The organism is Sphingobacterium micropteri (genome assembly GCF_014692515.1).
Taxonomy (GTDB): domain Bacteria; phylum Bacteroidota; class Bacteroidia; order Sphingobacteriales; family Sphingobacteriaceae; genus Sphingobacterium; species Sphingobacterium micropteri.
In genome coordinates, this window is sequence record NZ_JACOIK010000008.1 from 66,511 (window position 1) to 90,531 (window position 24,021).

Consider the following 24,021-nt stretch of genomic DNA (forward strand, 5'->3'; position numbering starts at 1 on the left):
GCGAAGTTAACTATTTATATTTCTTAAACCAACTCTCTATTTTTAACTGTATAACACCAAAAAATGCTTCTCTGAATATGCGCGTACTCATTTTAGAAACTCCCTCGGTGCGGTCGGTAAATATAATAGGTACTTCTACTAGTTTGAAACCATATTGGATAGCGGTAAACTTCATTTCAATCTGAAAAGCATAACCGATAAACTTAATATTGTCTAACGGAATTTTTTCCAATACCTTCCGGGAAAAGCAGACAAAACCGGCGGTAGCATCCTGAATAGGTATACGCATGATAAGGCGTACATACGCGGATGCAAAATATGACATCAGCACGCGGCTCATTGGCCAATTCACCACATTGACGCCTTTTATATAACGGGAGCCAATCGCCATGTCTGCACCCTCCAAGCATGTCTGGCGCAAACGAATCAAATCCTCGGGATTGTGGCTGAAATCGGCATCCATTTCGTATATATAGCTGTAATGGCGCTGCAATGCCCACCGAAACCCATGAATATAAGCCGTACCCAATCCCAACTTGCCAACGCGTTCTTCAATAAACAAACGGCCGACATATTCCTGCTGTAAAGTCTTGACAATAGTTGCGGTACCATCCGGCGAACCATCATCAACAACCAAAATATCAAAGGGAACAGCTAAGGAAAATACCTTGCGGATGATCTTCGCTATGTTCTCTTTTTCGTTATACGTGGGAATAATAACTAAGCTGTCTGTCACGCTCGATGATATATTAAATTGATTGCACCGTCTCTCCATTAACACTAAATGTCGCATCCGGATATTTGAGGTATGTAGAAATTTATCCTTAGTACTATCCCCTATCTCAAATATCCAAAGCGACGAGTTTTTTGCTTCTTTTTTACGGGAAAAAAGAAGAACATATTTTAATTAATACCATGCATTAATTTCTTTAACAGCGGATTGAATACAAGCAATAGTAAAGCAACAAGAATAGGTAATCCTGCGATAATTAAGAAAAATGTCGACATGGAATATTTCTCCGATATTTCGTCAATGTAAGAGCCTGTCATACCAGCAATAAAGTTGGCAATCGCCGAAGCCGTAAACCAAAGACCAAATATCAATCCTACGAATTTTGGCGGAGACAATTTACTCATATAAGAAAGACCCACAGGAGACAGGCATAGTTCGCCGGTCGTATGGAAAAAATAAGCTAAAATCAGCCAGATCATGCTTACTGATGCCGTTTTTGCATCCTGTGGAATGGAACTGGCACCATAAGCCAAAGCAACGAAACCAATCCCCACTAGTAATAAGCCCATAGCAAATTTTATCGGCCCAGAGGGATTCCATACTTTTTCCCATATTTTACTGAAGGACGAGGCTAAGGTGATAATGAAAAACGAATTTAAAATCTGAAACCAGGAGACGGTTACTTCGGTCTGTTCAATACTGAATTCCCTATATACTTTCCAGAAGCCAAGCGCCCATATAATGACAAAAGAAATCGCCGTAAACAGAATGGTTAATGGATATTGCCCGGCTATCTTCTTTGCCAGACTGTAGAGTACCCAGGTTACGATCATGATGGGGAAAATCGTCAGAGCCGCGTCGATCCATTTAAATGTCAGTCCGGCATTTCCTTCTAAAACCCGTTGCGTGTAATCCTTAGCAAAGATAGACATCGAACCGCCCGCCTGTTCAAAAGCAAAGAAGAAAAAGATACTGGCAAACATTAATACGGCTACGACAATCAGCCGGTCGCGCACCACGTTTGCAGGGGTTTCTTCATCCGTAATCTTCTCTACATGCTCTTCCGGTTTATGTGTCGTATCAGGTTTCTCACCATTTATACCAAATATTTTTTGCGCAAAGAAGAACTGCAACATACCGAAGAACATAAATACACCGGCTAGCCCGAAACCGTAATGCCAACCTATTTTCTCTCCTATATAGCCACATAGCAACATCCCTAAAAAGGCACCAGCGTTGATACCCATATAAAAAATGGTGTAACCTGCGTCTTTCTTAGTACTGGTATTGGGATACAATTGCCCCACCATAGAGGAAATATTCGGCTTGAATAAACCGTTCCCTAGAATCATCAAGACTAAACCCAAGTAAAAGAAACTATTTCCAAACGTTTCAAATGCCATCGAGAGATGACCCAAGGTCATGATTAAGGCGCCGAGTAGAATTGCTTTCCGATATCCTGTAAGTTTATCCGCGATCATTCCTCCGATCAACGGTGTAAGATAAACTAAGCCGGTATACCAGGCATAAAGCTGCATAGCGTCCGCATTTGTCCATCCCCACCCGCCTTTGGCAATTTCTGTGATGAGGAACACCGTCAACAGGGCCCGCATTCCATAATAGCTAAAGCGCTCCCACATTTCTGTAAAAAACAGCACAAATAAACTTGCGGGATGTCCCATTACCATTTTGTTGTCAATGCCCTGCTTAGCGAGGTGGTTTACCAGGACTTCGTCTTCTTTTTGTTGAATCATCTTTTAAAGTTATCGTCGTAAAAACCAAAATCAAATAGGTGGTATTTACCTAATTGATTTTGGCAACTTTGCTACAAAGAAAATAAAAATTCTAGTTTTTCCCGTAATATCCATTTTATATTTTGTAAAAATTCAATTACGGGTTAACCCGAATTTATAACGTTTTAAATCGCTCCAGCAATTTTTTAGTCGCGAGAATACCGTCTAATTCGGCAAGTTTACTCCCTTCATACTCAATGCCCACATATCCCTTAAATCCAGCCTCTTTCACAATTTGCATCATGCGGTGATAGTCAATAGCCGTTTCGTTACCATTTGCGTCAAAATCGTGAGACTTGGCACTTACTCCTTTCGCATAGGGCATTAGATCTTGTACACCTTGATAGCGATCGTATTCATAGAAATTACCGAAATCAGGTAAACTTCCACAGTTTTTCTTACCGACTGCTTTCAAGACGCCCGCCAACCAATCACCATGGGAAGAGATACCACCGTGATTTTCTACAATGACGTTAATTTTTGCTTTTTTACCATAGTCCGCTAATGTGCCTAAGCTGTCTACGACACGTTGTGCCACCTCTTCCGGCGTACCTTTTCCGGCTGCATTTACACGGATGGATTTACATCCTAAAAAGGCTGCTGCATCGATCCACTTATAATGGTTGTCAACCGCTTTTAAACGCTTCGCATTATCTTCGTCACCTAGATTCCCTTCCCCATCGATCATGATCAACACATTTTTGACACCATTATCTTTAGCCCTATTGTTCAAGTCTTTCAAATAGGCCATATCTTTAGCTTTATCTTTAAAGAACTGATTGACATATTCCACCCCGTAGATACCACATTTTTTTGCGGCAAATTCCGGAAAATCAATATTCTTTAAATCTCCTGCAAATAGTGTTTTGTGAAGAGACCATTGCGCTAACGAAATGTCAAACCATGCTTTTTTTGCGGCAAACACGTCTAACGAAGGAGCTATTACCACTCCTGCTGTTGCCAGTCCTAAGTTTTTTAAAAACGTTCTTCTAGAGTTCATTGGATTTTTATAGGTTTTATTAAATATTTGCCCACCCGGAGGTTAACACATCCGCGATATGTTTGGTCTTGATGGGGAGTTGATGTTTATCAATATATCCTTGTATTTGAAATAAACATGAACTATCTGTTGAAATAATATAGTCAGCTTTAACGGCCATGGCATTTTGTACTTTTTGTTCAGCAATCGCTGCCGATATGCCTTCAAATTTCACGGAAAAAGTGCCTCCAAACCCATAGCATGCGTCTTGCTCACGCATGGAAACAATCTCAAGACCGCCCACTTGCGCTAATAGCTGTCTGGGTTCGTCTTTCATCTTATATTCTCCTAACGCGGTACAGGAGTCATGATAGACCGCCGTACCCACTAATTCAGCTCCAAAATAATCTTTTTTAAGCACATTTACCAAAAAATCGGTCAATTCATAGATGTTTGATTGGATATTGCGACAGCGGTTATGAACCGTAGAATTGGTAAACAAATCATCATATCCATTTTTTATCATCTCGGTACAAGAGGCCGACGGCGACACGATATAATGATCTTCCGAAAAATCATGCAGAAATTTAAGACCGATTTTCTTAGCCTCATCCCAGAAGCCCGCATGATACGCCGGTTGCCCGCAGCAGGTTTGTTTCGGATTATAGACAACTTCGCAACCTGCTTTTTGCAACAGCTTTACCGTACTAAAAGCCGTTTCCGGATAAATCTGGTCTATGAAACAGGGTATAAATAGTTCTACTTTCATGACGTCATCGCCTTATTAAATCGCAGTAAGCGAAAGAGTAAACCACATCCAATGATAAAAAATACAGAAAGAAACAGCGCGGAGTAACGTATGTTGTGGGTGAACTGTTCTATCAACCCAAAAGAAAATAACCCTAATACAATAGCTAATTTTTCGGTGATATCATAAAAGCTAAAAAAGGATGTCGTATCCTTGATGTTTTCGGGAAGGAATTTAGAATAGGTAGAACGGGAGAGCGATTGAATACCGCCCATTACTAATCCAACCAAACACGCTAAAACGTAAAATGCTGTTTCTGTTTTTATGAAGAATGCGGATACACACACACCTATCCACACCAATACGACGACGATCAAAATCTTAATGTTACCGAACTTTGCAGAAAGCTTGGACATCAAAAAAGCACCGAATATAGCAACCAGCTGAATTAACAGTATGGTTATAATGAGTTTAGAGCTCTCGAGCTGAAGCTCTTTGGCACCAAATGCAGCCGCTACAATCATCACGGTTTGTACCCCGGCAGAATAAAAAAAGTAAGCGGGCAAAAACCGACGAATACGTTCCATCTTCTGTATACGGCGTAATACGATACGGTATTCTATAATAACCGTACGGAACACTTTTTTGGAAGCCCGTATCACTGATTTTTGGTTGTTCGGAAGTGCAAAAAACGGAATGGTCGAAAAACCAGCCCACCATACACCGACCAACAAAAAGGATAACCGCGGTCCAAACGAGGCATCGATAATACCGAACCATTCTGGTTTTATAATAAACACCAAACAGATAAGCTGGAGGATAACGCAGCCTACGTAACCATAAGCAAAACCTTGTGCACTCACGCTGTCCTGCTTATCTACCGTAGCTATTTCGGGTAAATAGGAATTGTTAAATAATACACCTCCAATATAACCCATAGCGGCCAATCCGAACAATATCACGCTCATTTCTAATGTTTCTAGCCGAAAAAAGAAAAGCCCCATACAAGCTATCGCGCCAAAATAGGTAAAGAACATCATCATGCTTTTCTTTTTTCCCTGCACATCGGCATAAGACGAAAGAAACGGCAATACAAAAGCCATGAAGAGATAAGAAAAAGCCAACGCAAAGTTAGAGAGAGCGGTATTAACGACCTCGAATCCGAAAAAACTGACAACATCTCCTTTTTCCGCCGTCTGCGTAATCGCCGTGTAATAAGCTGGAAAAATGGTCGATGTAATGACCAGATTATAAGCTGAGTTCGCCCAGTCAAACATCGACCAGGAGCGAATTAAGCGTTTGTTGTTTTTTTCAATAACACGCATTTGTGAAGCGAATATAACAGATTTTAATAATTCATTAAAAATATTCCCAGATAAAAGTCATGATACGAGCGACTTCCTTACGCACCGGTTTCGCTGAACCCACGAAATTGTTATGGAGAAAAGAAAATGCAAGATTTCGTCCGCTACGGGTCCGGATATATCCGCTTTGACAATGTACGCCTTTAAGGGTGCCTGTTTTTGCCCATACAAAGGGAACGCCACTATCCAGCCGATAAGTCGTTTTTAACGTGCCTTCTAAGCCTCCCGCAGCAAACAAATAATGAAGTGCATTTGCTTCGGGAATCTCTTGTGCTATGATCAACAAAAGTTCCACCAAACTCCTCGCCGTAACTTTATTATAAGGTGATAAACCGCTGCCATCATATAAGTCTATCTTATCTGTAAAAAAAGCATAATGCGCAGCCTCCATATCTTTTCTTAACCGAGCGGTATGAAATTCACCATATCTATTCATCGCTGCAACCATCATCAACTGCTCCGCCAAAAAATTATCACTAACCAACATCATCTCCCGTAGTACATCCCGTGTAGTAACAGAATATAAAGTATTCACTTCTGTGGGCTTAGGGTATTGAATTAATTCTACTTGTTTCTGTAGCGTATCCTGCAGAAGCTGTATAAAGAGCTCATCAGAATATTTAAACGGTTTCTGGTTTACGTAGTTATTCGGAATTCTTGCGTTATTGATCAAAAAGATGTTTTCCGCAAATTTTCGATGGATCCGGAAGTGGTCTGGCTCCGCGATGGTCTCGTCTGTAGCTACACAAAATTGAAAATGTACCGGAAAAACGGTCAATCTGTTCCGAATACGCCCAAAGGTCACGACATTGCCGTAAATAGGAAATGGGGTTATCTCTGGCTGATAGTATTCCTCATAATCTTCCATAGCCCACCCCAGGCGATAAAAAGGCTCTTCTGTTGGTATGCCTCCTACGTAAAATAACTTTTTATCTGTAGCTTTTAAAAAATTATAGACTGTACCTGCATCCAACTTCGGATGTAGAAAGGTGGGATCACCTGTTCCCCAGAATAACAAAGAATCCCCCTTTTCTATATACTGTAATGCAGGAATGGAATCTCCGATATTTTTAAGGGCTGTAAATAATGTGAATATTTTGGCATTGGATGCCGGCGTAAAATATTTATCTTCATTCAAGCCCATGAGGAATTGATGCTCCTCCACGTCATAAAGACTAAAGCCAAAGAAATGATTCTTTAATATAGGTGATTGCGCTAACGATCTTTGAATTAAACCTATATCTTGTGATCTTGCTTGATAAGCAGAAAGGAATAAAACAAATATAGAAAACAGCAATTTATTCATAAACGAGAAGTCAACTATACCTAATGCCTTAACACATACTTGATACCACCGATAATATGTTGTTGAAAAGGAATCTCGTCGAAAGACTCATCCGTATGTCCAAGCCCCGTATAGAATGTACGTCCACCGTCGAACTCCCGAAACCAGGCTATCGGATGAAATTTTCCCATCGTTCCGCCCTTGTAACTTTGCTCATCGAGGGTCATCAGAATATGTAATCCAGGCTGTATATCTCTAAAATCATACCATTCATCTTTATGCCACCAAACCTCTTGTAGGTGTTTCGTTGCCAAGTGTGTACGATCAACAACATCTATTTTAGCTTCTTGCACCGGCGGATGTTGCGTAAAATACCCCCCTACCAGTTCGCCGTACCAAGGCCACTCAAACTCCGTATCAGATGCGGCATGTATACCGACAAATCCATTGCCCGAGCGTATGAATTGCTGAAATGCAGCTTTTTGCTCGTCATTAAATATATTTCCGGTGGTGCTTAAGAAAATGACAGCACCGAATTGGCTTAAACTATCCGCACAAAAATAGCGGGCATCTTCGGTATGTACGGCTGCGATATCTTCCGATTGCAGTATTCTTTTTACCGTTTCGACCCCTTTGGGAATACTTTTATGCCTAAAGCCTGTTGTTTTGGTAAAGACCAATACCCGTTCCTGACTATAGGCCGTAAATATCTGGCCGAAGAAGAGCAGGTTTATAAAGAGTAAAAGATGTTTCATTATGTATTTTTATTTCTGTAAAAATCTAAACTTTCCGTAATCAGCTCTTCTTTTACATACCTATCGTAATCGCATTTTCCGATTTCAGCCAGTAAAGCAAATCCCAGTTTTTTTCCGTCGTTCTTTTTATCATTTTGCATCAAGGCTATAAGTTCCGGATATATTTCTTCCGAAAAGTCGTACCGTACGAAACGGTTATCGAATGCAGCCATTATTTCCGATAGATCCGTTGTGGAAAGGCCATTTATTTTATGCGCAATATAAGCTTCACAAATCATGCCCAATGCAATAGCTTCGCCGTGTAACAGCGGATCGGCGTCGTGTATCAAAGAATACCCTTCCACAGCATGTCCGATGGTGTGGCCGAAGTTTAAGATTTTTCGAAGGCCCTTTTCGGTTGGATCTTGTGTAATTACGTCATTTTTTATTTCCACGGAACGAAAAACAATGTCATCTAAACCATCACTATTCAAATCAACATCTTTCGTTCTGAAGAACAACTCCTTATCGTAAATTAAACCATGTTTAATAACCTCTGCAAAACCCGAGCGCATTTGACGCTCATCCAACGTATCTAGAAACTGTCCGCTGATAAAAACTGCTTGGGGCTGCGTAAATGTACCAATGATATTTTTTACGTTGTCTAGATCTATCCCCGTTTTTCCGCCCACCGAGGCGTCGACCTGTGATAGTAAGGTTGTCGGAATCTGAATAAAATCAATACCTCTTTTGTAAGTAGAGGCTGCAAACCCTCCCATATCCGTCACTACTCCACCACCTAAATTGATCATTAATGCTTTTCGATCAGCACCAAAATCGAGCATGGTTTTCCAAACACCAATACAGAAATCAATATTTTTGTTTTCTTCTCCCGGATCGACTTCAATAATATCGTAATCCGTTATCTCGGAAAGAGCGGATTGTAATATCGGTAAACAATGATCATTGGTATTTCTATCCACCAACACCAAAATTTGGGAATAGTTGCGTGAAGTAATAAATGTGGCTAAAGATTCGAGATTGTTTTCGAAGAATACCGTATAACCAAGACTGGCGATCTGTTTTGTCATGTATTGCGCTGTTTGAAATATGAAAGCACTAAATTACACAATTTTTACTTGCTGTCCATCAAATTCAATGATGTCTCCTACTTTTACTTTTAATCTTTTTCTAAAATCTACCTGACCGTTATATTTAACCAATCCTTCTTCCACGACAAACTGTGCCATCGCACCATGTTCGACCCAATTCATGGCTTTTAATAGCTGGATTAACTGAATATACTCTCCCTTTAATGAAAATGTTTGCATAATGCTTCTCTATTATTATTTTATGTTTTGTAAAGATACGGGATCGCAAATCAAGTGATCAATAATATCCGTAAAAAAAAGGATAATTCCTGTTAAACATAAAAGGCTTATCGGCTACCGAAAAGATATAAAGAGATGAAAATAAATATTTAATTTTGACCGTTATTATTTTACACGTATGATATCTGTGCATCATTTGGCTAAACTGGATTTTAACAACACGGAAATTGCTTTTCGAAATAAATCCGATGAAGATTTGGAAAAAGCATACTGGCTTTTTAAAATAGTAGCCAGCAATACCCTTATCAAAATTGGCACGCCTCTTACAAACTTTGCTTTAAAAATTGGGTTACCCATCCAAGGTATTATTCGCAACACAATCTACAAACAGTTTTGTGGGGGAGAATCCATCGAGGGGTGTGAGCCCGCTATTGCCGAACTCGGGCAAGCCAAGGTAACTACCATCTTGGATTACTCGGTAGAAGGAGAAGAATCGGAAGAGAGCTTTAACCACACTTGTGCGGAAATTTTACGTACGGTAGCTTATGCACAAAAAAATAAACTTATATCATTTTGTGTTTTCAAACCTACAGGTTTGGGAAGATTTGATCTATTTGCCAAAGTGGATGCAAAACAGCCACTTTCTGATCAGGAGAAAATGGAGTTTGCACGCGTTTATGAGCGTATAGATGCTATTTGCGGCGCTTGTTATAAAGCGGATATACGGGTGTTGATAGACGCCGAGCATTCTTGGATACAAGATACTATCGATGACTTTGCCCGGGAAATGATGGAGAAATACAATAAAGAGCGTGTCATCGTATATAACACATATCAATTGTACCGCCATGATAAATTCGCCTCCCTACAGGCTGATTTCGCGTATGCGCAGACCCAAAACTTTTATTTGGGTGCCAAAATTGTACGAGGTGCTTATATGGAAATAGAACGCGATCGTGCGGCCGAACATGGCTACCGTTCCCCTATCCAACCCAATAAAGAAGCAAGCGATCGGGATTACAATGAATCGATCCGGTTTTGTCTAAACCATATTAACCGTATCGGCTTGATGGCCGGCACGCATAATGAAGAGAGCGCTAGATTGTTGACAGACGAAATGGCCTTACGCAGCATCTCTCCGGCCAACGATCATATTTTCTTCGCTCAATTATTAGGTATGTCTGATAATTTATCATTCAATTTAGCGGACGCCGGCTTTCACGTCGCTAAATATATGCCTTACGGGCCAGTAAAAGCCGTTATGCCTTATTTATTCCGTCGTGCACAGGAAAATACTTCCGTAGGTGGTCAAACAAGCCGCGAATTAAGTCTAATAGTAAAAGAGAAAGCGAGAAGAAAATCGTAATTTTGCGGCATGAATGCTGAATCACAGAAAAAATTTAACATCTTACAGGAAAAATCCAAACCATTTAAAGCGTTATTATACGATGTAGACGGCACACTTGCCGATAACATGCCGGCGCATAAAGCTGCTTATGTAGCTGCCGCTGCAACTTACGGAATTGAGCTGGATGACCATATTGTGGAGGAACTGGCAGGCTGGCCAACGGTAGACGTTGCAGCAGAAATTGGTAAACGATACCAACGGGATATAGATACTTTAGATTTTGCCCGGACAAAATCCCGCATTTTCATGGAGCAGTTTATCCGCCAGACTAAACCACTAGACTACGTGCTACAACATCTTCTGGAAAACGTAGGAAAAAAGAAAATTGGACTTGTTTCAGGTGGGTCACGTTCTACCTTAAACGTTACTTTGGAGGTTATCAACGTAACCGGAAAATTCGAAACATTGGTATGTGCAGGCGACACACCAGAAGGAAAACCTTCCCCGCAACCTTTCCTTTTAGCCGCTGAACAACTTGATGTTGCTCCTGCGGATTGTCTTGTTTTTGAGGACGGTGATCCAGGCGTTCAAGGAGCGATTGCTGCAGGTATGAGCTGGGTACGTGTCGACAAAATATAATATACGTCTTCCTTCGTATTCGTACTAGAAGCTCGTCATTATACGTATTCCACCGTTTGTGTAATTCATGTCGGCACGCTTAAATTGGCCTACAGGGAATTTCACAAACGGTTCAATCGAAACTTTCATCGTTTTACCCATATTAACTTTTCGGCCGACCGAAAAGTTGACAAACCCACCAAAACCATTGGTGTTTATATTTTCATCGCTACTTATTTGGGTTGTTTCAATAGTCGTCACCGGATTTTCAGCGGGCTTCTCCGAATCGGAGGCACTGGAATAGGTCGGTATACCAGCGGATTCTTCATAATGATCAAAACGCTCCTGAGACAGCACCGCCGCATAAGAAACGCCGCCTGTGGCATAAAACTCTTTTGTGAGATTATAGCGTATATCTAGCGGAATATCCAACGTCTGTACCTTTCCGGTTACGGCATTCAAATTCGGAATAAAAAAATTGTTGGTTCGAAGGGAAGCAGCCTCTTTAGAGATTAGCTTATCCGTATTTTTTATAGCTGCTGCTGCTTGTTTCTTCTCTTCTCCTATTTCCTGTACATGTGATTTCAACATACCAACTTCATATTGGTTAAACGAAGCCCCTGTACGAATAGCGATCTTATCATTAAATCTATAGGCAAAAACCAGTCCGCCGCCAAGATCGAAACTTCGGTCTGTAGTTGATGGACTCACAAAGGCTCCTATTTCAAATCGATCGGTAAGACGCAATTTCTTAGGCGATAAATGACGGGCAGCTTCGCTTTGATAAGCAAAGTTTGGATCTATTTGCTCTCCAGCTATTAAATCATCGTTCCAGGGCAATGCCACAGGCGGTTTGCCCTCCTCCGCGACGGACAGCAAGATAGGTTTTTCCATTTTCGCGGTCAGCATAGGCTTGCTCGTCAAATGTACCACATGAAGGGGCGAAAAGTCTATTTTATCCAATGTCACCCTATTTCGCATACTTTCCCTTATCTTATCAGCTGGCACGTTAATCGAAGCTAAGCGTTCCGATCCTGGTGCTGTTATAGGTTTGTCTGTCGTTTCCTCAACAGGCATTGGAATGATAGGTAAAGGTTGTTTGTCTTCTTGCCTCGTTTCAACGACCTCTCTAGATTTGGTAGAATCTGTCCAATCATGAAGAAACAAGAACGTAAATCCTGCCAACGCCATAACCGCTGCTGCCACCCAAGGTAGCGCGAAATATCTTACCTTCCGAGTGGGCTCATATTTAGCTTTATAGGCTTCCCAAGCCCCCTCTTTATAAGGAAGTTCCTCTACATTTTTAAGCCCTTCTTTGATGAGCTCGATAAGTTCCTTATTACGATCTTTCATGTTTCCCTTCGCATTTATGAATGTATATTGTGCGAAACACTAAATTCTTCCATATATAATTTTCGTAGACGCTGTTTAGCGCGTGTTAAATATGTTCTTGATGTGCTTTCTGGAATGTGGAGCATGGCTCCTATCTCTTCGTGCGAGTATCCTTCAATTTCGAATAGATTAAAAATAGAACGTTGGATATCGGGTAGCCGTGTCAGCAATTTCATAATATCCTCTACACCTAATCTGTCCGTCATCACCACCGTGTGCGATTTCATCTCTTCGTCTGAGGTATCTTCCAAAAAGCTGGTCGGTTTTCGTGTGCGCAGTAAATCTATGGATGTATTCACCGCGATACGGGCCAACCAAGAACGAAATGTTTTTTCCAATGCTTCCTCCTCGGCATGCATTTCGAAAGATCCAATCTTTCTAAAAACTTTTACAAAACTTTCGTTAACGGCCTCTTCTGCCTCCATTTCTACCGTAATGTAACGAAGTACTACGGCCATGACATATCCATAATATTTTTTGTAAACAAACGATTTTCCGCGCTCACTTTCATCCACAACGCAATCTTCCAAAGCCTCTCGTAAGGTCAATGGTCTCGCCTTCTTCCAATATTGCTGAACAACTTTCACTTAAAACCGTCTGTTCGGGTATGCCAATTTAACGAATTAATTCTCATTTACCAGAACAGCGCCCTAACATTCTGCCATATACCTTTATTTTTTAACTAAACGTACCATCATTTCCAAATGCTACACCCTTATCAAAAATGATTCATCTTATAAAAAAATAATTCATATGCAAAATAATCTGTTTTTTAAAGGCCATATGGAATATCCAGATTATGATTCGTTCCGGTGTTTAACAATCGTGGATATTTCGCATCACAATGCTTGTAAAAATCAAGGAAATACCTTAACTTGCTATATAATATAAAACTTAGAGTTATGAGAAAGATATTATTCCCCACAGACTTCTCCAACGCCGCCAATAATGCGTTTGCATACGCCTTACATTTGGCAAAGGAAATGGACGCTAGCTTATACGTCCTCAATACGTATATGCAGCCGGTATTGTCTGCTACCCATGCTGGACAGCCAGAGCTGGTACCCGAGGTATATGAGAATTATGAACTGCATCAATTCGAGAATTTTAAAAAGCACACCGCAGATCTTCATCAGATGGCAGATGATTATAATTTGTCCAACGTGCCGCTGACCTTTCTCTTTGAAGAAGGTACCGTTGTCGCGAACGCACAGCGCATTATTGAAAACGAAGGGATTCATTTAATTGTCATGGGTACAAATCGGGCAGATGGCGTAATCGATAAGATTTTTGGGTCAAATACCTTAGGCGTTATCCGTGGTGTAAAAGTCCCTGTCTTATCGGTTCCAAAGGAAGCAAAATACGATGGCATTAAAGAAATTTTGTTCACAACACTTTTCCGGGAAAAAGATGAAGCAGCTCTACGTCATATCATGGAAATTGCGGATAAATTTGCGGTGAAAGTTAAATGCGCCCATGTTTTAAAGGATAAAAACATCGATATTATTGCAATGACCGATCGTTGGCAAAAAATGTTTCCACAAGACAATCTAGAATTTGTGTTGCTGGATATGGATCAGTCTATCGAACATACCTTAAACAAATACATCGAACAACACCGTGTCGACCTGTTATGTGTGGTAAAAAGGAACAAGAGCCTCTTAGAACGGTTATTCAAGTCTAGTATGAGCAACCGGCTTCGCATGCACGCAAATACAGCAACATTGGTATTGCAAGAGGGAGATGATCCAGGGGCCTTTTAATAACGCCCCGTCTTTCTTTTCTCGTATTCGTTCAGTACAATCTCTAGTTGCTCTTCTTGCGTTAGGTCAGAGTTGTCCAAAACAATGGCATCTTCAGCCTGTCGCAATGGGCTTTCTTCACGTGTACTATCAATATGATCCCGATGGGCTAAATTTTGTTTTATCTCGTCCATCGATACCTCTTCGCCCTTAGCCAGCAGTTCTGCCAATCGCCTTTCTGCACGCACATCCGGACTAGCTGTCATAAATATTTTCAGATCTGCATCGGGAAATACCGTTGTACCGATATCCCGTCCATCCATTACAATATTTCGGCGTTTTCCTAAGTTTTGTTGTTGCTTGACCAAGGCTTGTCGTACTTCCTTAATGGCGCTTACTTCGCTCACTTTTTCGGAAACATGCATTTGGCGAATTTCTTCTGATACATCTTCTCCGTTCAAGAGCATACACATTTTATCGGCATGCGGTACAAAATCGATATGAATATGCTCCAAAGCTGTCTTAATTTCTTCCGTATGGTCCAGATTGACCTGATGTCTTAAAAAATACAAGGTGACGGCACGATACATAGCGCCACTATCTATGAATACGAACTGGAGCTTTTTTGCCACCGCTTTCGCAACAGTACTTTTCCCACAAGACGAAAATCCATCAATTGCAATGATAAAATTCTCCCGTTCCATTAATTGCTGCCTTTTTTATTTCTTTGATTTACTTGCACTTGTTTTTTTCGTCGTCTTTTTAGCCGTGGTGGTTTTTGCGGCCGCCTTTGCTTTACCTTTCGGATCCGCTTCTGCCCACTTCAACACGTCTTCATAGGTGATTTTTTCGATATCCGTACCTTTCGGAATTTTAACATTTTGCTTACCAAAGCGGATAAAAGGTCCCCAACGACCGTTTTCGATTTGTGCATCGGGATTTTCGGTGAACACGCGAATAACCTTTTCCTTATCTTTTTGTCGCTTTTCCTGAATAATCTGAATAGCTTCTTCTTCTGTCACGTCCATGGGATCCATTCCCTTCGGCAAGGAATAAAAAGCACTTGCATGGCGAATGTAGGGGCCGAATCGTCCGATAGCAACGGTCATCTCCTTTTCTTCAAAAACCCCCACCTTTTTCGGAAGCTTGAACAGATCCATGGCTTCTTCAAACGTAATGGTTTCAATCATTTGTCCTTTACGTAACGAGGCAAAACGAGGTTTTTCTTCATCGTCTGCGGAACCAATCTGCACCAACGGTCCAAATCGACCAACACGTACACTCACCGGTTTTCCAGTTGCGGGGTCCATCCCCAACTGTCGTTCGTGGCTCGCGCGGTCAGCATGTTCCAACGTATCTTGAATACCTTGATGGAACGGCCCATAGAAATCCTTCAACATCATTGTCCACTCTTTACCACCATGGGCAATTTCGTCAAATTCCTTTTCTACTTTAGCCGTAAAATTATAATCGATAATATCGTGGAAATGCTCTACTAAAAAGTCATTTACCAAAACACCGATATCGGTAGGAAACATCTTCGATCGCTCCGCGCCGGTCATTTCCGTTTTTCTTTCTTCTACGACTTTATCGTCTACGATCTGCAATACGGTATATTGTCTTTCCCTCCCATCTCGATCTTCTTTAATGACATAGCCTCTATTTTGTATAGTAGAAATCGTGGGTGCATAGGTAGACGGGCGTCCGATACCCAATTCTTCCAGTTTTTTTACCAGCGAAGCTTCGGTATAGCGAGCTGGCGGACGAGAAAAACGTTCAGTTGCATGCATAGCCTTCAACTCCAAGTTTTGGTTTTTCTCTAACGGGGGCAACAACGCGTTGTCACCGCTTTGCTCATGGGTATTATCGGATTCCTCATCGGTGGATTCCATATAAACTTTTAGAAAACCATCGAATCGCATTACTTCTCCTGTCGCGACTAGTTCCTCTTTCCGGGTAGATACCGCTATTTTAGCCGTTGTTTTCTCAAACTCCGCCTCACTCATCTGCGATGCGATAGCGCGCTTCCAGATCAATTCATATAAGCGACGTTCCGCCGGATCGCCTTCAATCGTATGGTGTGAAAAATAGGTGGGGCGGATCGCCTCGTGCGCTTCCTGAGCGCCTGCAGATTTGGTTTTATAGCGACGTAGCTTATGGTATTTTTCACCATAAGCGTTCACAATCTCCTGCTGTGCGGCCTGGATAGCCGTGTCGCTTAAGTTCACGGAGTCGGTACGCATATACGTGATACGCCCCGCTTCGTATAGTCTTTGTGCCACCTGCATTGTCCGTGCGACAGAGAAACCCAGTTTTCGACTGGCCTCCTGTTGCAACGTGGACGTCGTAAATGGAGCAGCCGGCGAACGTTTTGCCGGTTTCTTTTCCAGTGAGCTAACGGCAAAAGCCGCCTGAATACTATCTTTTAAAAATGCTTCGGCATCGCTTTTTTGTTCAAAGCGTTGTGGCAGTTCCGCTTTAAATTGTTCTTTTCCCTTTCCTGTCGTAAATTGTGCGACAATCTTAAAGGAAGCCTCGGCCGTAAATTTATTGATTTCGCGTTCGCGTTCTACAATAAGTCGTACAGCAACAGACTGGACACGACCGGCAGATAACGACGGCTTAACTTTCTTCCACAATACCGGAGAAAGTTCAAAACCTACCAAACGATCCAAGACTCGGCGCGCCTGTTGCGCATTTACCAAATTATAATCAATTTTGCGTGGCTCTTCAATGGCCCGCATAATCGCTGGTTTGGTAATTTCATGAAAAACAATACGTTTTGTTTTATCGTCTTTTAACGATAGTGTTTCATATAAATGCCAAGATATGGCTTCTCCCTCCCGGTCTTCATCGGATGCTAGCCAAACAGTTTCCGCATCTTTGGCTAATTTCTTTAACTCGCTGACAACTGCCTTTTTATCAGAGGGAACTTCATATTTTTGTTCAAAGTTATTTTCTACGTCAATCGCATCATCCGTCTTCACTAAATCACGGATATGACCGTAACTGGATTTTACCAAAAAATCCTTTCCTAAATATCCTTCTATCGTTTTTGCTTTCGCGGGTGACTCTACAATCAGTAAATTTTTTGCCATTTATAATGAATGATTTTTGCAAATAAAGGGATTTCAAAATGGAATGCCAATAATTCTGCAAAAAAAACATAAAGTTGCCTTTCCTCAAGCTACTTTTCTCGGTAAGCGAAATCAAAAAGGAATAGGGTCGACAAGCAGAAATCGTGTATCATATTGTTCATCGCCACGCTGTAAAGTGAGCCGGAGGGTCTCTCCCGGACGAGACTGCAATGCCGACATAATTTTCGGTAAGGTTAATCGGCCTACTGGTTTTCCATTTACCTTAAGTAACATATCACCGGCTTGAATACCGGCTGCAGCTGCCGGCGAGTTTTTTCGAACCCCAGCGATACGATAGCTAGGTTGTAAGACAAAAGTATATTGGAAGACATCATTTGCCAGATTAATCGTTATTCCTTGATTGGGTTTCATTTGATGTTCTTGCTTTTTGGGTAAGCCTGTTTTTACCAATTCTCGCCGCCAGATCATGCCGTCGTGCCGAACTTCGATTCCAGCCATATTTACGAGAAAGGGTTTGGCAAATTTTCGATTTTTACGAAGATATAATGCCTTTTTTCGATAATCGATCAACAAATGAAACCGTTGTAATATTTGATTTCCAACCGATCCTATTCTATTTTTCGCTAATTTACTCATAAATAGCGCATTCGAATCCGGATAAGCGACGATGGGATAATCTAACGTAAAATCTGCTAATGTGACTTTTCTGATCCGGTTCCGCTTTCCATAAACGGCACCATTAAATCCCCGACCGATATATTCTTCCACGTAGGGTTCTTTGAGATGGAATTGTGGCAGTAAAAAAGCAAATAACATCAAAGGAGCCGTATTGCCCATATCCAGCAGCATCTTTCCGCCAGTCCACACGGTATCGACCAACATATTAGCCGTTATATATGGTCTTTCGTTTTCTATCGTTAGGGGAACGTAATTATATTTCCGAATAGATTTTTTATAATCATAATCGTGTGGGAATAACGTCAAACGTTGCTTTTGATAATCGACCTTTACCGCGAAGCTATCGAAAAATTTAGATCCCAGTATACCGTTGATAGCTACACCGACATCACTTGAGATATCCAATTCCGCACCTTGTATCACATAAAGCCAATGAAGGGAATCTACGGCGACACCTCCTACCTCAATTACATTTTCGGTAGAAAGGATTCCTTCCACTCCATCTTCAATACCGATACCACGAAACATCATCTTGTTTTGGTTTTTTAGGTAAATCGAGTCTTCTGCATTGGCAAATAAGATGGTTTCTTTTACACCGGTATCCAGCAAAAAGGAAAATGGCATTCCATTTATGGTCAATGGCACCAATACCACATTGTTAATTAATTCAAATTTAAAAGAAGCCGGTTTATCATCAGGTAACTGGAATACACCTTGCGATTTGGCTACACAAGAAATACATATCGTTACTATACAGATAAACCATTTCATTTTTTCTACTTACCTCCACTCCCTATATACGAAGATAAAAGATTGTTGGTATAATTTGTGCATGTAATTCAGAAAGAAAAGTAACATTTTCCATTAGCATAATTTATTTTTTCCTAATGGAAATGAAGCTTGCATGAATTATTTATATCTTTTTCTAAATAAAAATTCACGCAGGTTACATATATTTCCTCTATAAAATAGCCCTTGATGGCAGAGGAGAGCGAAATAAACTCATTTTATATTTATGTACAATTAAATTGCATATAAAAATGAATTTATTTAGGTTTGGAACAATCACTATCAGCAAACTGTTAACTCTTTATATGAGAATATATTTTAGGTTATCATTTTTAATCTTTGCGGCAGCCATATGGTCGTGTAACCGCAATCCGCAAACAGAAACAATCGATCCCGCGGAGCAACGAAAAGCAGACTCGTTAGAGACAATTCGAAAAGCCGAAGAAGAGGCGCGAAAAAGGCCGAGAACAGCGGATGATATCAAACTCTCCAAAGAGTTGTCGTATGATAAGCATACATTGGAAGAAACCTATCCCTATCAGGATACAACGCGACGATTTCAACTGGACAAAATCAAAGAAAAGCTGGCGTATGTAGAAAATTTTCAGCGTACTCCCGCTTCTTATGCGATTTTACAGAACCGGAAAAATAAAAACCGGGAAGCGCCCTTGGTAAAGAATTATCACCGTAATGAATACAAACTCATTTCTGATTCCCTAGGTACAGAACGCTATCAGGCAGCTCCTCTATATGCTGTTGGCGAGACAGAAGCTCCCATTATTTATGGTCGAGATGGTGCACTGGCAAAATTGTTGACCAGCGATACGTTGGATATGGTGCAGCTGGAAGGAGTATCATTCGAGGGAACCTGGGAAACCCCAAAACGGTATGTAAAAGCTATCGGTGACTCTGTTACATTCCATCATATAGCTTTTGTGGATGTAACCAATCAGAATATCCTCACCGCAGAACGTACCGGTGATTGCGAATGGGTAATCCGAAGCATGAACCCGGCAACATCCGGCGTTCACAAACCTCCCTATGCGCATGAAACACCGTTAGGAATATTTGTAGTGCAGGAAAAGAAAAACAAAATGTTTTATCTGAAAGACGGCACCAATACCATTCACGGTTATGCCCCATATGCAAGCCGTTTTACCAATGGTGCGTATATACACGGCATCCCAACACAAAGTGTGAATGCCTCTATCATAGAACACAGCTGGTCGTTGGGAACTACACCACGATCGCATATGTGTGTACGAAATGCTTCTTCTCATGCCAAATTTGTATATGATTGGGCGAAGACGTTTAACGCCTTGGTTATCGTTATTGAGTGATATTTACATTAATTTAACATTTTGAAAATCAAATTAATACTACCTTTGCATCTGGATTAAATAATTTTTTTGCCTATGCGTAGTTTAATATTGGTGCTGTTGACGTCGTTTTTAGTGAGTTATATACCGACTAGGCTAACAGAACATCTCCCGAAAGAAAAAGCAGTTGAAACTGTAGTAGAAAAAGAACCTATTCCAAAAATTGACCAAACCAAACTCCTTTACCGCAAGATGAATTTGGAGTTTGTATTACAATATGAAGCCTTTGAACAGGCAATGCAAGGATATCGGACTTTGCAACCGAGACGAGATCATATACTCACCGTCATTGATTTTACGTTGCCCTCAACAGAAAAAAGAATGGTGGTGTTGGATATGAAAAACGAAAAGGTACTATATCATACAATTGTATCCCACGGGCGGAATTCCGGCGATAAATATGCGCGTTCTTTTTCAAACCGTCATGGTTCTTATCAGAGTTCACTCGGTTTTTATGAAACGGAAAGCACCTATCAAGGAGGGAACGGCTATTCCTTAGTCCTTAACGGGCTTGAAAAAGGGATCAACGATCAAGCTAAACCCAGAGCTGTCGTTATTCACGGCGCTGATTATTGCAGTGAATCGTTTATAAAATCTACCGGCCGCTTAGGACGAAGCTATGGTTGTCCGGCTTTACCTCGAAATGTCAATAAACCCATTATCAATACGATAAAAGAGGGTACGTTGCTCTATATCTATGCGGATAACCCGGAATATATGGCCAGTACAAAAATTGTACATGCTGTAGATGAACGAGGTCTTCTTGCCCAAAACGATGTGGGTATCGATAGCCTAGGAACGTTGAATTAAAGCAGCTATTTTAATGTAGATGGTGGCTACACGGCTATTTAATCAGGGGATTGGGATTACTTAAAATTTCGTCCTTTATAAAAGATGGTATCTGTTGAAGCATCCGAGTTATTCTCCAATTCCAACAACCAACTGTTTAGGTTGAAACACTGTTGTACGACAACATGAATAACCCGTTCTTCTACCTGTATATGACCCGTTACCATCAATAGCTTAGCTTGCAATATCTCCCGACGATACTTTTCAAATACCTTGCCCCACAGCACCAAATTGGCAAAACCTGTTTCGTCTTCAATAGTTACGAACAGTACACCTTTGGCCGTACCCGGTCGTTGTCGTACGGTAATAAGTCCACATACTTTAACCAGCATTCCGTTTTCCATAAACGATAATTTAGCGGTGGGTAGTACGTTTAACAAATCCAGCTTCTTTCTTAAAAAGGATACCGGATGCGCCTTAATAGAAAGTCCGGTCGTCGCATAATCCTGCACCACATGCTCACTTTCGCTCATAAATGGCAAACGAATCTGCTTTTCTTGCGGGCTTGCTGTATCCTGGCCTTTAAATAGGGCAACTTGCCTATCTTGTATCGCGGCAACCTCCCATAACGCCTGCCGTCGATCCAAGCCGATAGACCGAAAAGCATCGGCATCCGCCAATCTTTCCAACGTAAAAACAGACAACATGTCCGCCAGTTCATCTACACGCGTATAATGCTTATGACGGCACCGCATTAATTTCTCGATATTTTCTTCTTTCAATCCTTTAACTTGCCGGAAACCTAACCGTAGTTTATGTGGTTTCGCCTCAAATTCTCCTTCCAAAGTATTGTCCCACACCGAATAATTGATATCCACGGGTAATACCTCAACGCCATGCCGACGTGCATCGATAATTAGCTGAGCCGGTTGATAAAATCCCATAGGTTGGCTATTTAACAAAGCGGCAGCAAACACATCGGGATAGTGGCATTTTATCCAACTGGACACGTACACTAATAAAGCAAAAGAAGCCGCATGGCTTTCGGGGAAACCATAACTACCGAAGCCCTCCAATTGCCGGAATACGCGATGGGCGAATTCCTCGTCATAACCTTTTGCAACCATGCCATTCACCATTTTATCACGGAAATGGCTAACTTCTCCTTTCGATTTAAAGGTCGCCATACTACGTCGCAGGGCATCGGCTTCAGCCGGTGTAAAGCCTGCCGCTACAATGGCTATCTCCATCGCTTGTTCTTGAAACAACGGAACACCTAATGTTCGCTCTAAAATACTTTCAATCTCTTTCGAAGGATAATCTATTGGTTCTTCCTTTTTTCGTCTTCGCAGATAAGGATGCACCATATCGCCTTGGATAGGCCCCGGACGGACAATGGCCACCTCAATGACCAGATCATAAAATTTTTCCGGTTTCAAACGAGGAAGCATGGACATCTGTGCCCGGCTTTCGATTTGGAACACTCCCAGCGTATCCGCTAAACTGATCATATCATATACTTTCTTATCCTTCGTTCCCATGCTCGTTAGTTCGAGTTCCCGACCATAATGTTTTTTAATCAGGTCGAATCCTTTACGGATACAGGTCAGCATGCCCAATCCGAGCACATCCACTTTTAGAAACCCTAATGCTTCCAAATCATCTTTATTCCATTCCAGATTGGTGCGATCCGCCATACGAGCCGGAATAATAGGACATAGCTCATGAATTTTGCCTTGTGTAATCACAAAACCACCGGTATGTTGGCCCAGCTGACGTGGAAATCCAATCAGTTGCTCCGCCAATTCCAATATTTTGCGGAAGTGCGGATCTTCGACATGAAAACCATGCTCTTTAAACCGATCCGGTTCCAACGTGCTATCCCAATGTGAGCCAATCGTTTGGGATAACCGATTAAGTGCATCCATAGACAAGCCCATGGCTTTTCCTACATCCCGCAAAGCCCCTTTCACTCTTTCCTGCGTCACAGTTGCAACAATAGCCGCTCTATCCCGGCCGTATTTTTCGTAGATATATTGAATAACTTCCTCGCGACGTTCATGCTCAAAATCGACATCAATATCAGGTGGTTCATCCCGTGCGTCCGACATAAATCGGGCAAACAACAGCTTTATATCGGTAGGATTAACTGATGTGATTTCCAGACAGTAACACACAATAGAATTTGCCGCCGAACCCCGTCCCTGACACAAAATACCGCGTGCACGGGCAAAACGTACATAATCATATACGGTCAAGAAGTAGGATGCGTAGTTCTTTCGCCGAATGAAGTCAAGTTCCATCTGTATGGTGGGGGTATGCTTCTTTAACTCTTCCTCATTAAATCGCTTTTTTGCACCCTGCCATACCCACATTTCTAATTCTTCCTGTGGCGAACGCCCCTCTTGGGTAAGCTCTTCGGGATACACATATTCCAGTTCATCTAACGAAAAACGACAAGCATCGGCTATTTGGATCGTATGTTCCAATGCCTCCGGATAGGAAGCAAACAAGCGCTCCATCTCTTCCTGTGGTTTCAGATAGCGTTCAGCATTTGGATGCAAACGAAATCCTGCCGTATAAATCGTACATTTCTCCCGAACACAAGTCAGGATATCCTGTAAAACACGACGCTCTGGGATGTGGTAATGTACATCACCTAATGCAACCACAGGGATATGAAGTCGTTCCGCTAAATCATAAAGACGAAACAACCGTTTAGTATCATCCCCTTGGTAGATGCGGGATAATCCTAAATAAACTTGTCCACCCAAATGTGCGGCATATTCCGTAGTATTTTCTATAAAAAGGACATCCAACTCAAAACCTGCCGAAAGTGTGGCCGGCGGCACAACCACAAATAGGATGTCTTGTTTATAAGCATATACATCTTTTTTGTAAAGATGACATTTCCCCTTCTGTGCCCGCAAATTTCCAGTACTGAGCAAACTGCACAATTGACGGTAACCTTTCTTGTTTTTCGGATACGCCAATAAGCTGGAGCCATCCAATAAATCCAAGCGGCAGCCTAGAATAAAACGCATCCGATGTTTCCGTGCGGCTACATGCGCACGCACGACGCCTGCCAAGCTGTTTCTGTCTGCAATGCCTATAGCTTCATAGCCTAAAGATGCAGCTTGTTCCACGAGCTCTTCTGGATGTGAAGCACCCCGAAGAAAACTAAAATTACTGGTTACCTGTAGCTCGATATATCCCATTTC

At 41.5% G+C, this 24,021-nt stretch carries 20 protein-coding genes; 5 read left to right on the forward strand and 15 right to left on the reverse strand.

Going from position 1 to position 24,021, the window contains the following annotated elements; genetic code table 11:
• Positions 1-10 precede the first annotated feature (10 nt).
• The 9 genes from H8B06_RS12135 to H8B06_RS12175 all read right to left on the reverse strand — a co-directional run bounded on the left by H8B06_RS12135 (position 11) and on the right by H8B06_RS12175 (position 8,967).
• On the reverse strand, positions 11-736 hold the full coding sequence (locus H8B06_RS12135; RefSeq protein ID WP_190994545.1) for a polyprenol monophosphomannose synthase: 726 nt from the start codon (positions 734-736) through the stop codon (positions 11-13).
• Positions 737-903: 167 nt separating this feature from the next.
• Positions 904-2,487, reverse strand: a complete 1,584-nt coding sequence (locus tag H8B06_RS12140) for a peptide MFS transporter (RefSeq protein WP_190994546.1) — start codon at positions 2,485-2,487, stop codon at positions 904-906.
• Between the two features lie 154 nt (positions 2,488-2,641).
• Complete coding sequence (locus H8B06_RS12145; protein WP_190994547.1) at positions 2,642-3,526, reverse strand: sugar phosphate isomerase/epimerase family protein; 885 nt, start codon at positions 3,524-3,526, stop codon at positions 2,642-2,644.
• A 19-nt stretch (positions 3,527-3,545) separates the two neighbouring features.
• On the reverse strand, positions 3,546-4,274 hold the full coding sequence (locus H8B06_RS12150) for a (Fe-S)-binding protein (RefSeq protein ID WP_190994548.1): 729 nt from the start codon (positions 4,272-4,274) through the stop codon (positions 3,546-3,548).
• Positions 4,271-5,578, reverse strand: coding sequence for an MFS transporter (locus H8B06_RS12155; protein WP_190994549.1), 1,308 nt, complete (start codon positions 5,576-5,578; stop codon positions 4,271-4,273). The genes H8B06_RS12150 and H8B06_RS12155 overlap by 4 nt, the downstream gene beginning before the upstream one ends.
• 34 nt (positions 5,579-5,612) lie before the next feature.
• Complete coding sequence (locus H8B06_RS12160) at positions 5,613-6,923, reverse strand: D-alanyl-D-alanine carboxypeptidase/D-alanyl-D-alanine-endopeptidase (protein WP_190994550.1); 1,311 nt, start codon at positions 6,921-6,923, stop codon at positions 5,613-5,615.
• Positions 6,924-6,943: 20 nt separating this feature from the next.
• Positions 6,944-7,657: a ThuA domain-containing protein gene (locus H8B06_RS12165; RefSeq protein WP_190994551.1), complete on the reverse strand. Its 714-nt coding sequence runs from the start codon at positions 7,655-7,657 to the stop codon at positions 6,944-6,946.
• The gene (aroB, locus tag H8B06_RS12170; protein ID WP_190994552.1) at positions 7,657-8,727 is read right to left on the reverse strand and encodes a 3-dehydroquinate synthase; all 1,071 of its coding nucleotides are present in this window, start codon (positions 8,725-8,727) and stop codon (positions 7,657-7,659) included. Before aroB ends, H8B06_RS12165 begins: the two co-directional genes overlap by 1 nt.
• A gap of 33 nt (positions 8,728-8,760) precedes the next feature.
• On the reverse strand, positions 8,761-8,967 hold the full coding sequence (locus H8B06_RS12175) for an RNA-binding S4 domain-containing protein (protein WP_130140218.1): 207 nt from the start codon (positions 8,965-8,967) through the stop codon (positions 8,761-8,763).
• Between the two features lie 178 nt (positions 8,968-9,145).
• Here H8B06_RS12175 and H8B06_RS12180 point away from each other — a divergent pair, with 178 nt between their 5' ends.
• Entirely contained in the window at positions 9,146-10,333 is a 1,188-nt protein-coding gene (locus H8B06_RS12180; RefSeq protein ID WP_190994553.1) for a proline dehydrogenase family protein, read from the forward strand.
• 9 nt (positions 10,334-10,342) lie between these two features.
• Entirely contained in the window at positions 10,343-10,954 is a 612-nt protein-coding gene (locus tag H8B06_RS12185; RefSeq protein ID WP_190994554.1) for an HAD family hydrolase, read from the forward strand.
• Between the two features lie 24 nt (positions 10,955-10,978).
• On the opposite strand, the gene H8B06_RS12190 is transcribed toward H8B06_RS12185, so the two are convergent.
• Both H8B06_RS12190 and H8B06_RS12195 read right to left on the reverse strand, forming a co-directional pair.
• On the reverse strand, positions 10,979-12,286 hold the full coding sequence (locus tag H8B06_RS12190; protein ID WP_190994555.1) for a porin family protein: 1,308 nt from the start codon (positions 12,284-12,286) through the stop codon (positions 10,979-10,981).
• 14 nt (positions 12,287-12,300) lie between these two features.
• Positions 12,301-12,912: an RNA polymerase sigma factor gene (locus H8B06_RS12195; protein ID WP_190994556.1), complete on the reverse strand. Its 612-nt coding sequence runs from the start codon at positions 12,910-12,912 to the stop codon at positions 12,301-12,303.
• 315 nt (positions 12,913-13,227) lie between these two features.
• Here H8B06_RS12195 and H8B06_RS12200 point away from each other — a divergent pair, with 315 nt between their 5' ends.
• Positions 13,228-14,088, forward strand: a complete 861-nt coding sequence (locus tag H8B06_RS12200) for a universal stress protein (protein ID WP_130140223.1) — start codon at positions 13,228-13,230, stop codon at positions 14,086-14,088.
• On the opposite strand, the gene cmk is transcribed toward H8B06_RS12200, so the two are convergent.
• From cmk to H8B06_RS12215, 3 genes are all read right to left on the reverse strand, one after another.
• Positions 14,085-14,771, reverse strand: coding sequence for a (d)CMP kinase (gene cmk, locus H8B06_RS12205; protein ID WP_190994557.1), 687 nt, complete (start codon positions 14,769-14,771; stop codon positions 14,085-14,087). The genes H8B06_RS12200 and cmk overlap by 4 nt on opposite strands.
• A gap of 15 nt (positions 14,772-14,786) precedes the next feature.
• Entirely contained in the window at positions 14,787-17,165 is a 2,379-nt protein-coding gene (gene topA / locus H8B06_RS12210; RefSeq protein WP_190994558.1) for a type I DNA topoisomerase, read from the reverse strand.
• Positions 17,166-17,276: 111 nt separating this feature from the next.
• Positions 17,277-18,614, reverse strand: a complete 1,338-nt coding sequence (locus H8B06_RS12215; protein WP_190994559.1) for a PDZ domain-containing protein — start codon at positions 18,612-18,614, stop codon at positions 17,277-17,279.
• Positions 18,615-18,937: 323 nt separating this feature from the next.
• Between H8B06_RS12215 and H8B06_RS12220 the strand changes: the two genes are divergently transcribed.
• Together H8B06_RS12220 and H8B06_RS12225 are read left to right on the forward strand one after the other, a co-directional pair.
• Entirely contained in the window at positions 18,938-19,972 is a 1,035-nt protein-coding gene (locus H8B06_RS12220; RefSeq protein WP_190994560.1) for a L,D-transpeptidase, read from the forward strand.
• 75 nt (positions 19,973-20,047) lie between these two features.
• Entirely contained in the window at positions 20,048-20,821 is a 774-nt protein-coding gene (locus H8B06_RS12225) for a murein L,D-transpeptidase catalytic domain family protein (RefSeq protein WP_190994561.1), read from the forward strand.
• A 56-nt stretch (positions 20,822-20,877) separates the two neighbouring features.
• Here H8B06_RS12225 and H8B06_RS12230 read toward each other — a convergent pair whose 3' ends face one another.
• Positions 20,878-24,018, reverse strand: coding sequence for an error-prone DNA polymerase (locus tag H8B06_RS12230; RefSeq protein WP_190994562.1), 3,141 nt, complete (start codon positions 24,016-24,018; stop codon positions 20,878-20,880).
• Between the last annotated feature and the right edge of the window lie 3 nt (positions 24,019-24,021).

Coding starts and splice junctions, on each gene's coding strand:
- H8B06_RS12140 (WP_190994546.1), bottom strand. CDS start 2,487: ATGATTCAACAAAAAGAAGACGAAGTCCTGGTAAACCACCTCGCTAAG.
- H8B06_RS12145 (WP_190994547.1), bottom strand. CDS start 3,526: ATGAACTCTAGAAGAACGTTTTTAAAAAACTTAGGACTGGCAACAGCA.
- H8B06_RS12150 (WP_190994548.1), bottom strand. CDS start 4,274: ATGAAAGTAGAACTATTTATACCCTGTTTCATAGACCAGATTTATCCG.
- H8B06_RS12155 (WP_190994549.1), bottom strand. CDS start 5,578: ATGCGTGTTATTGAAAAAAACAACAAACGCTTAATTCGCTCCTGGTCG.
- H8B06_RS12160 (WP_190994550.1), bottom strand. CDS start 6,923: ATGAATAAATTGCTGTTTTCTATATTTGTTTTATTCCTTTCTGCTTAT.
- H8B06_RS12165 (WP_190994551.1), bottom strand. CDS start 7,657: ATGAAACATCTTTTACTCTTTATAAACCTGCTCTTCTTCGGCCAGATA.
- aroB (WP_190994552.1), bottom strand. CDS start 8,727: ATGACAAAACAGATCGCCAGTCTTGGTTATACGGTATTCTTCGAAAAC.
- H8B06_RS12175 (WP_130140218.1), bottom strand. CDS start 8,967: ATGCAAACATTTTCATTAAAGGGAGAGTATATTCAGTTAATCCAGCTA.
- H8B06_RS12180 (WP_190994553.1), top strand. CDS start 9,146: ATGATATCTGTGCATCATTTGGCTAAACTGGATTTTAACAACACGGAA.
- H8B06_RS12185 (WP_190994554.1), top strand. CDS start 10,343: ATGAATGCTGAATCACAGAAAAAATTTAACATCTTACAGGAAAAATCC.
- H8B06_RS12190 (WP_190994555.1), bottom strand. CDS start 12,286: ATGAAAGATCGTAATAAGGAACTTATCGAGCTCATCAAAGAAGGGCTT.
- H8B06_RS12200 (WP_130140223.1), top strand. CDS start 13,228: ATGAGAAAGATATTATTCCCCACAGACTTCTCCAACGCCGCCAATAAT.
- cmk (WP_190994557.1), bottom strand. CDS start 14,771: ATGGAACGGGAGAATTTTATCATTGCAATTGATGGATTTTCGTCTTGT.
- topA (WP_190994558.1), bottom strand. CDS start 17,165: ATGGCAAAAAATTTACTGATTGTAGAGTCACCCGCGAAAGCAAAAACG.
- H8B06_RS12215 (WP_190994559.1), bottom strand. CDS start 18,614: ATGAAATGGTTTATCTGTATAGTAACGATATGTATTTCTTGTGTAGCC.
- H8B06_RS12220 (WP_190994560.1), top strand. CDS start 18,938: ATGAGAATATATTTTAGGTTATCATTTTTAATCTTTGCGGCAGCCATA.
- H8B06_RS12225 (WP_190994561.1), top strand. CDS start 20,048: ATGCGTAGTTTAATATTGGTGCTGTTGACGTCGTTTTTAGTGAGTTAT.
- H8B06_RS12230 (WP_190994562.1), bottom strand. CDS start 24,018: ATGGGATATATCGAGCTACAGGTAACCAGTAATTTTAGTTTTCTTCGG.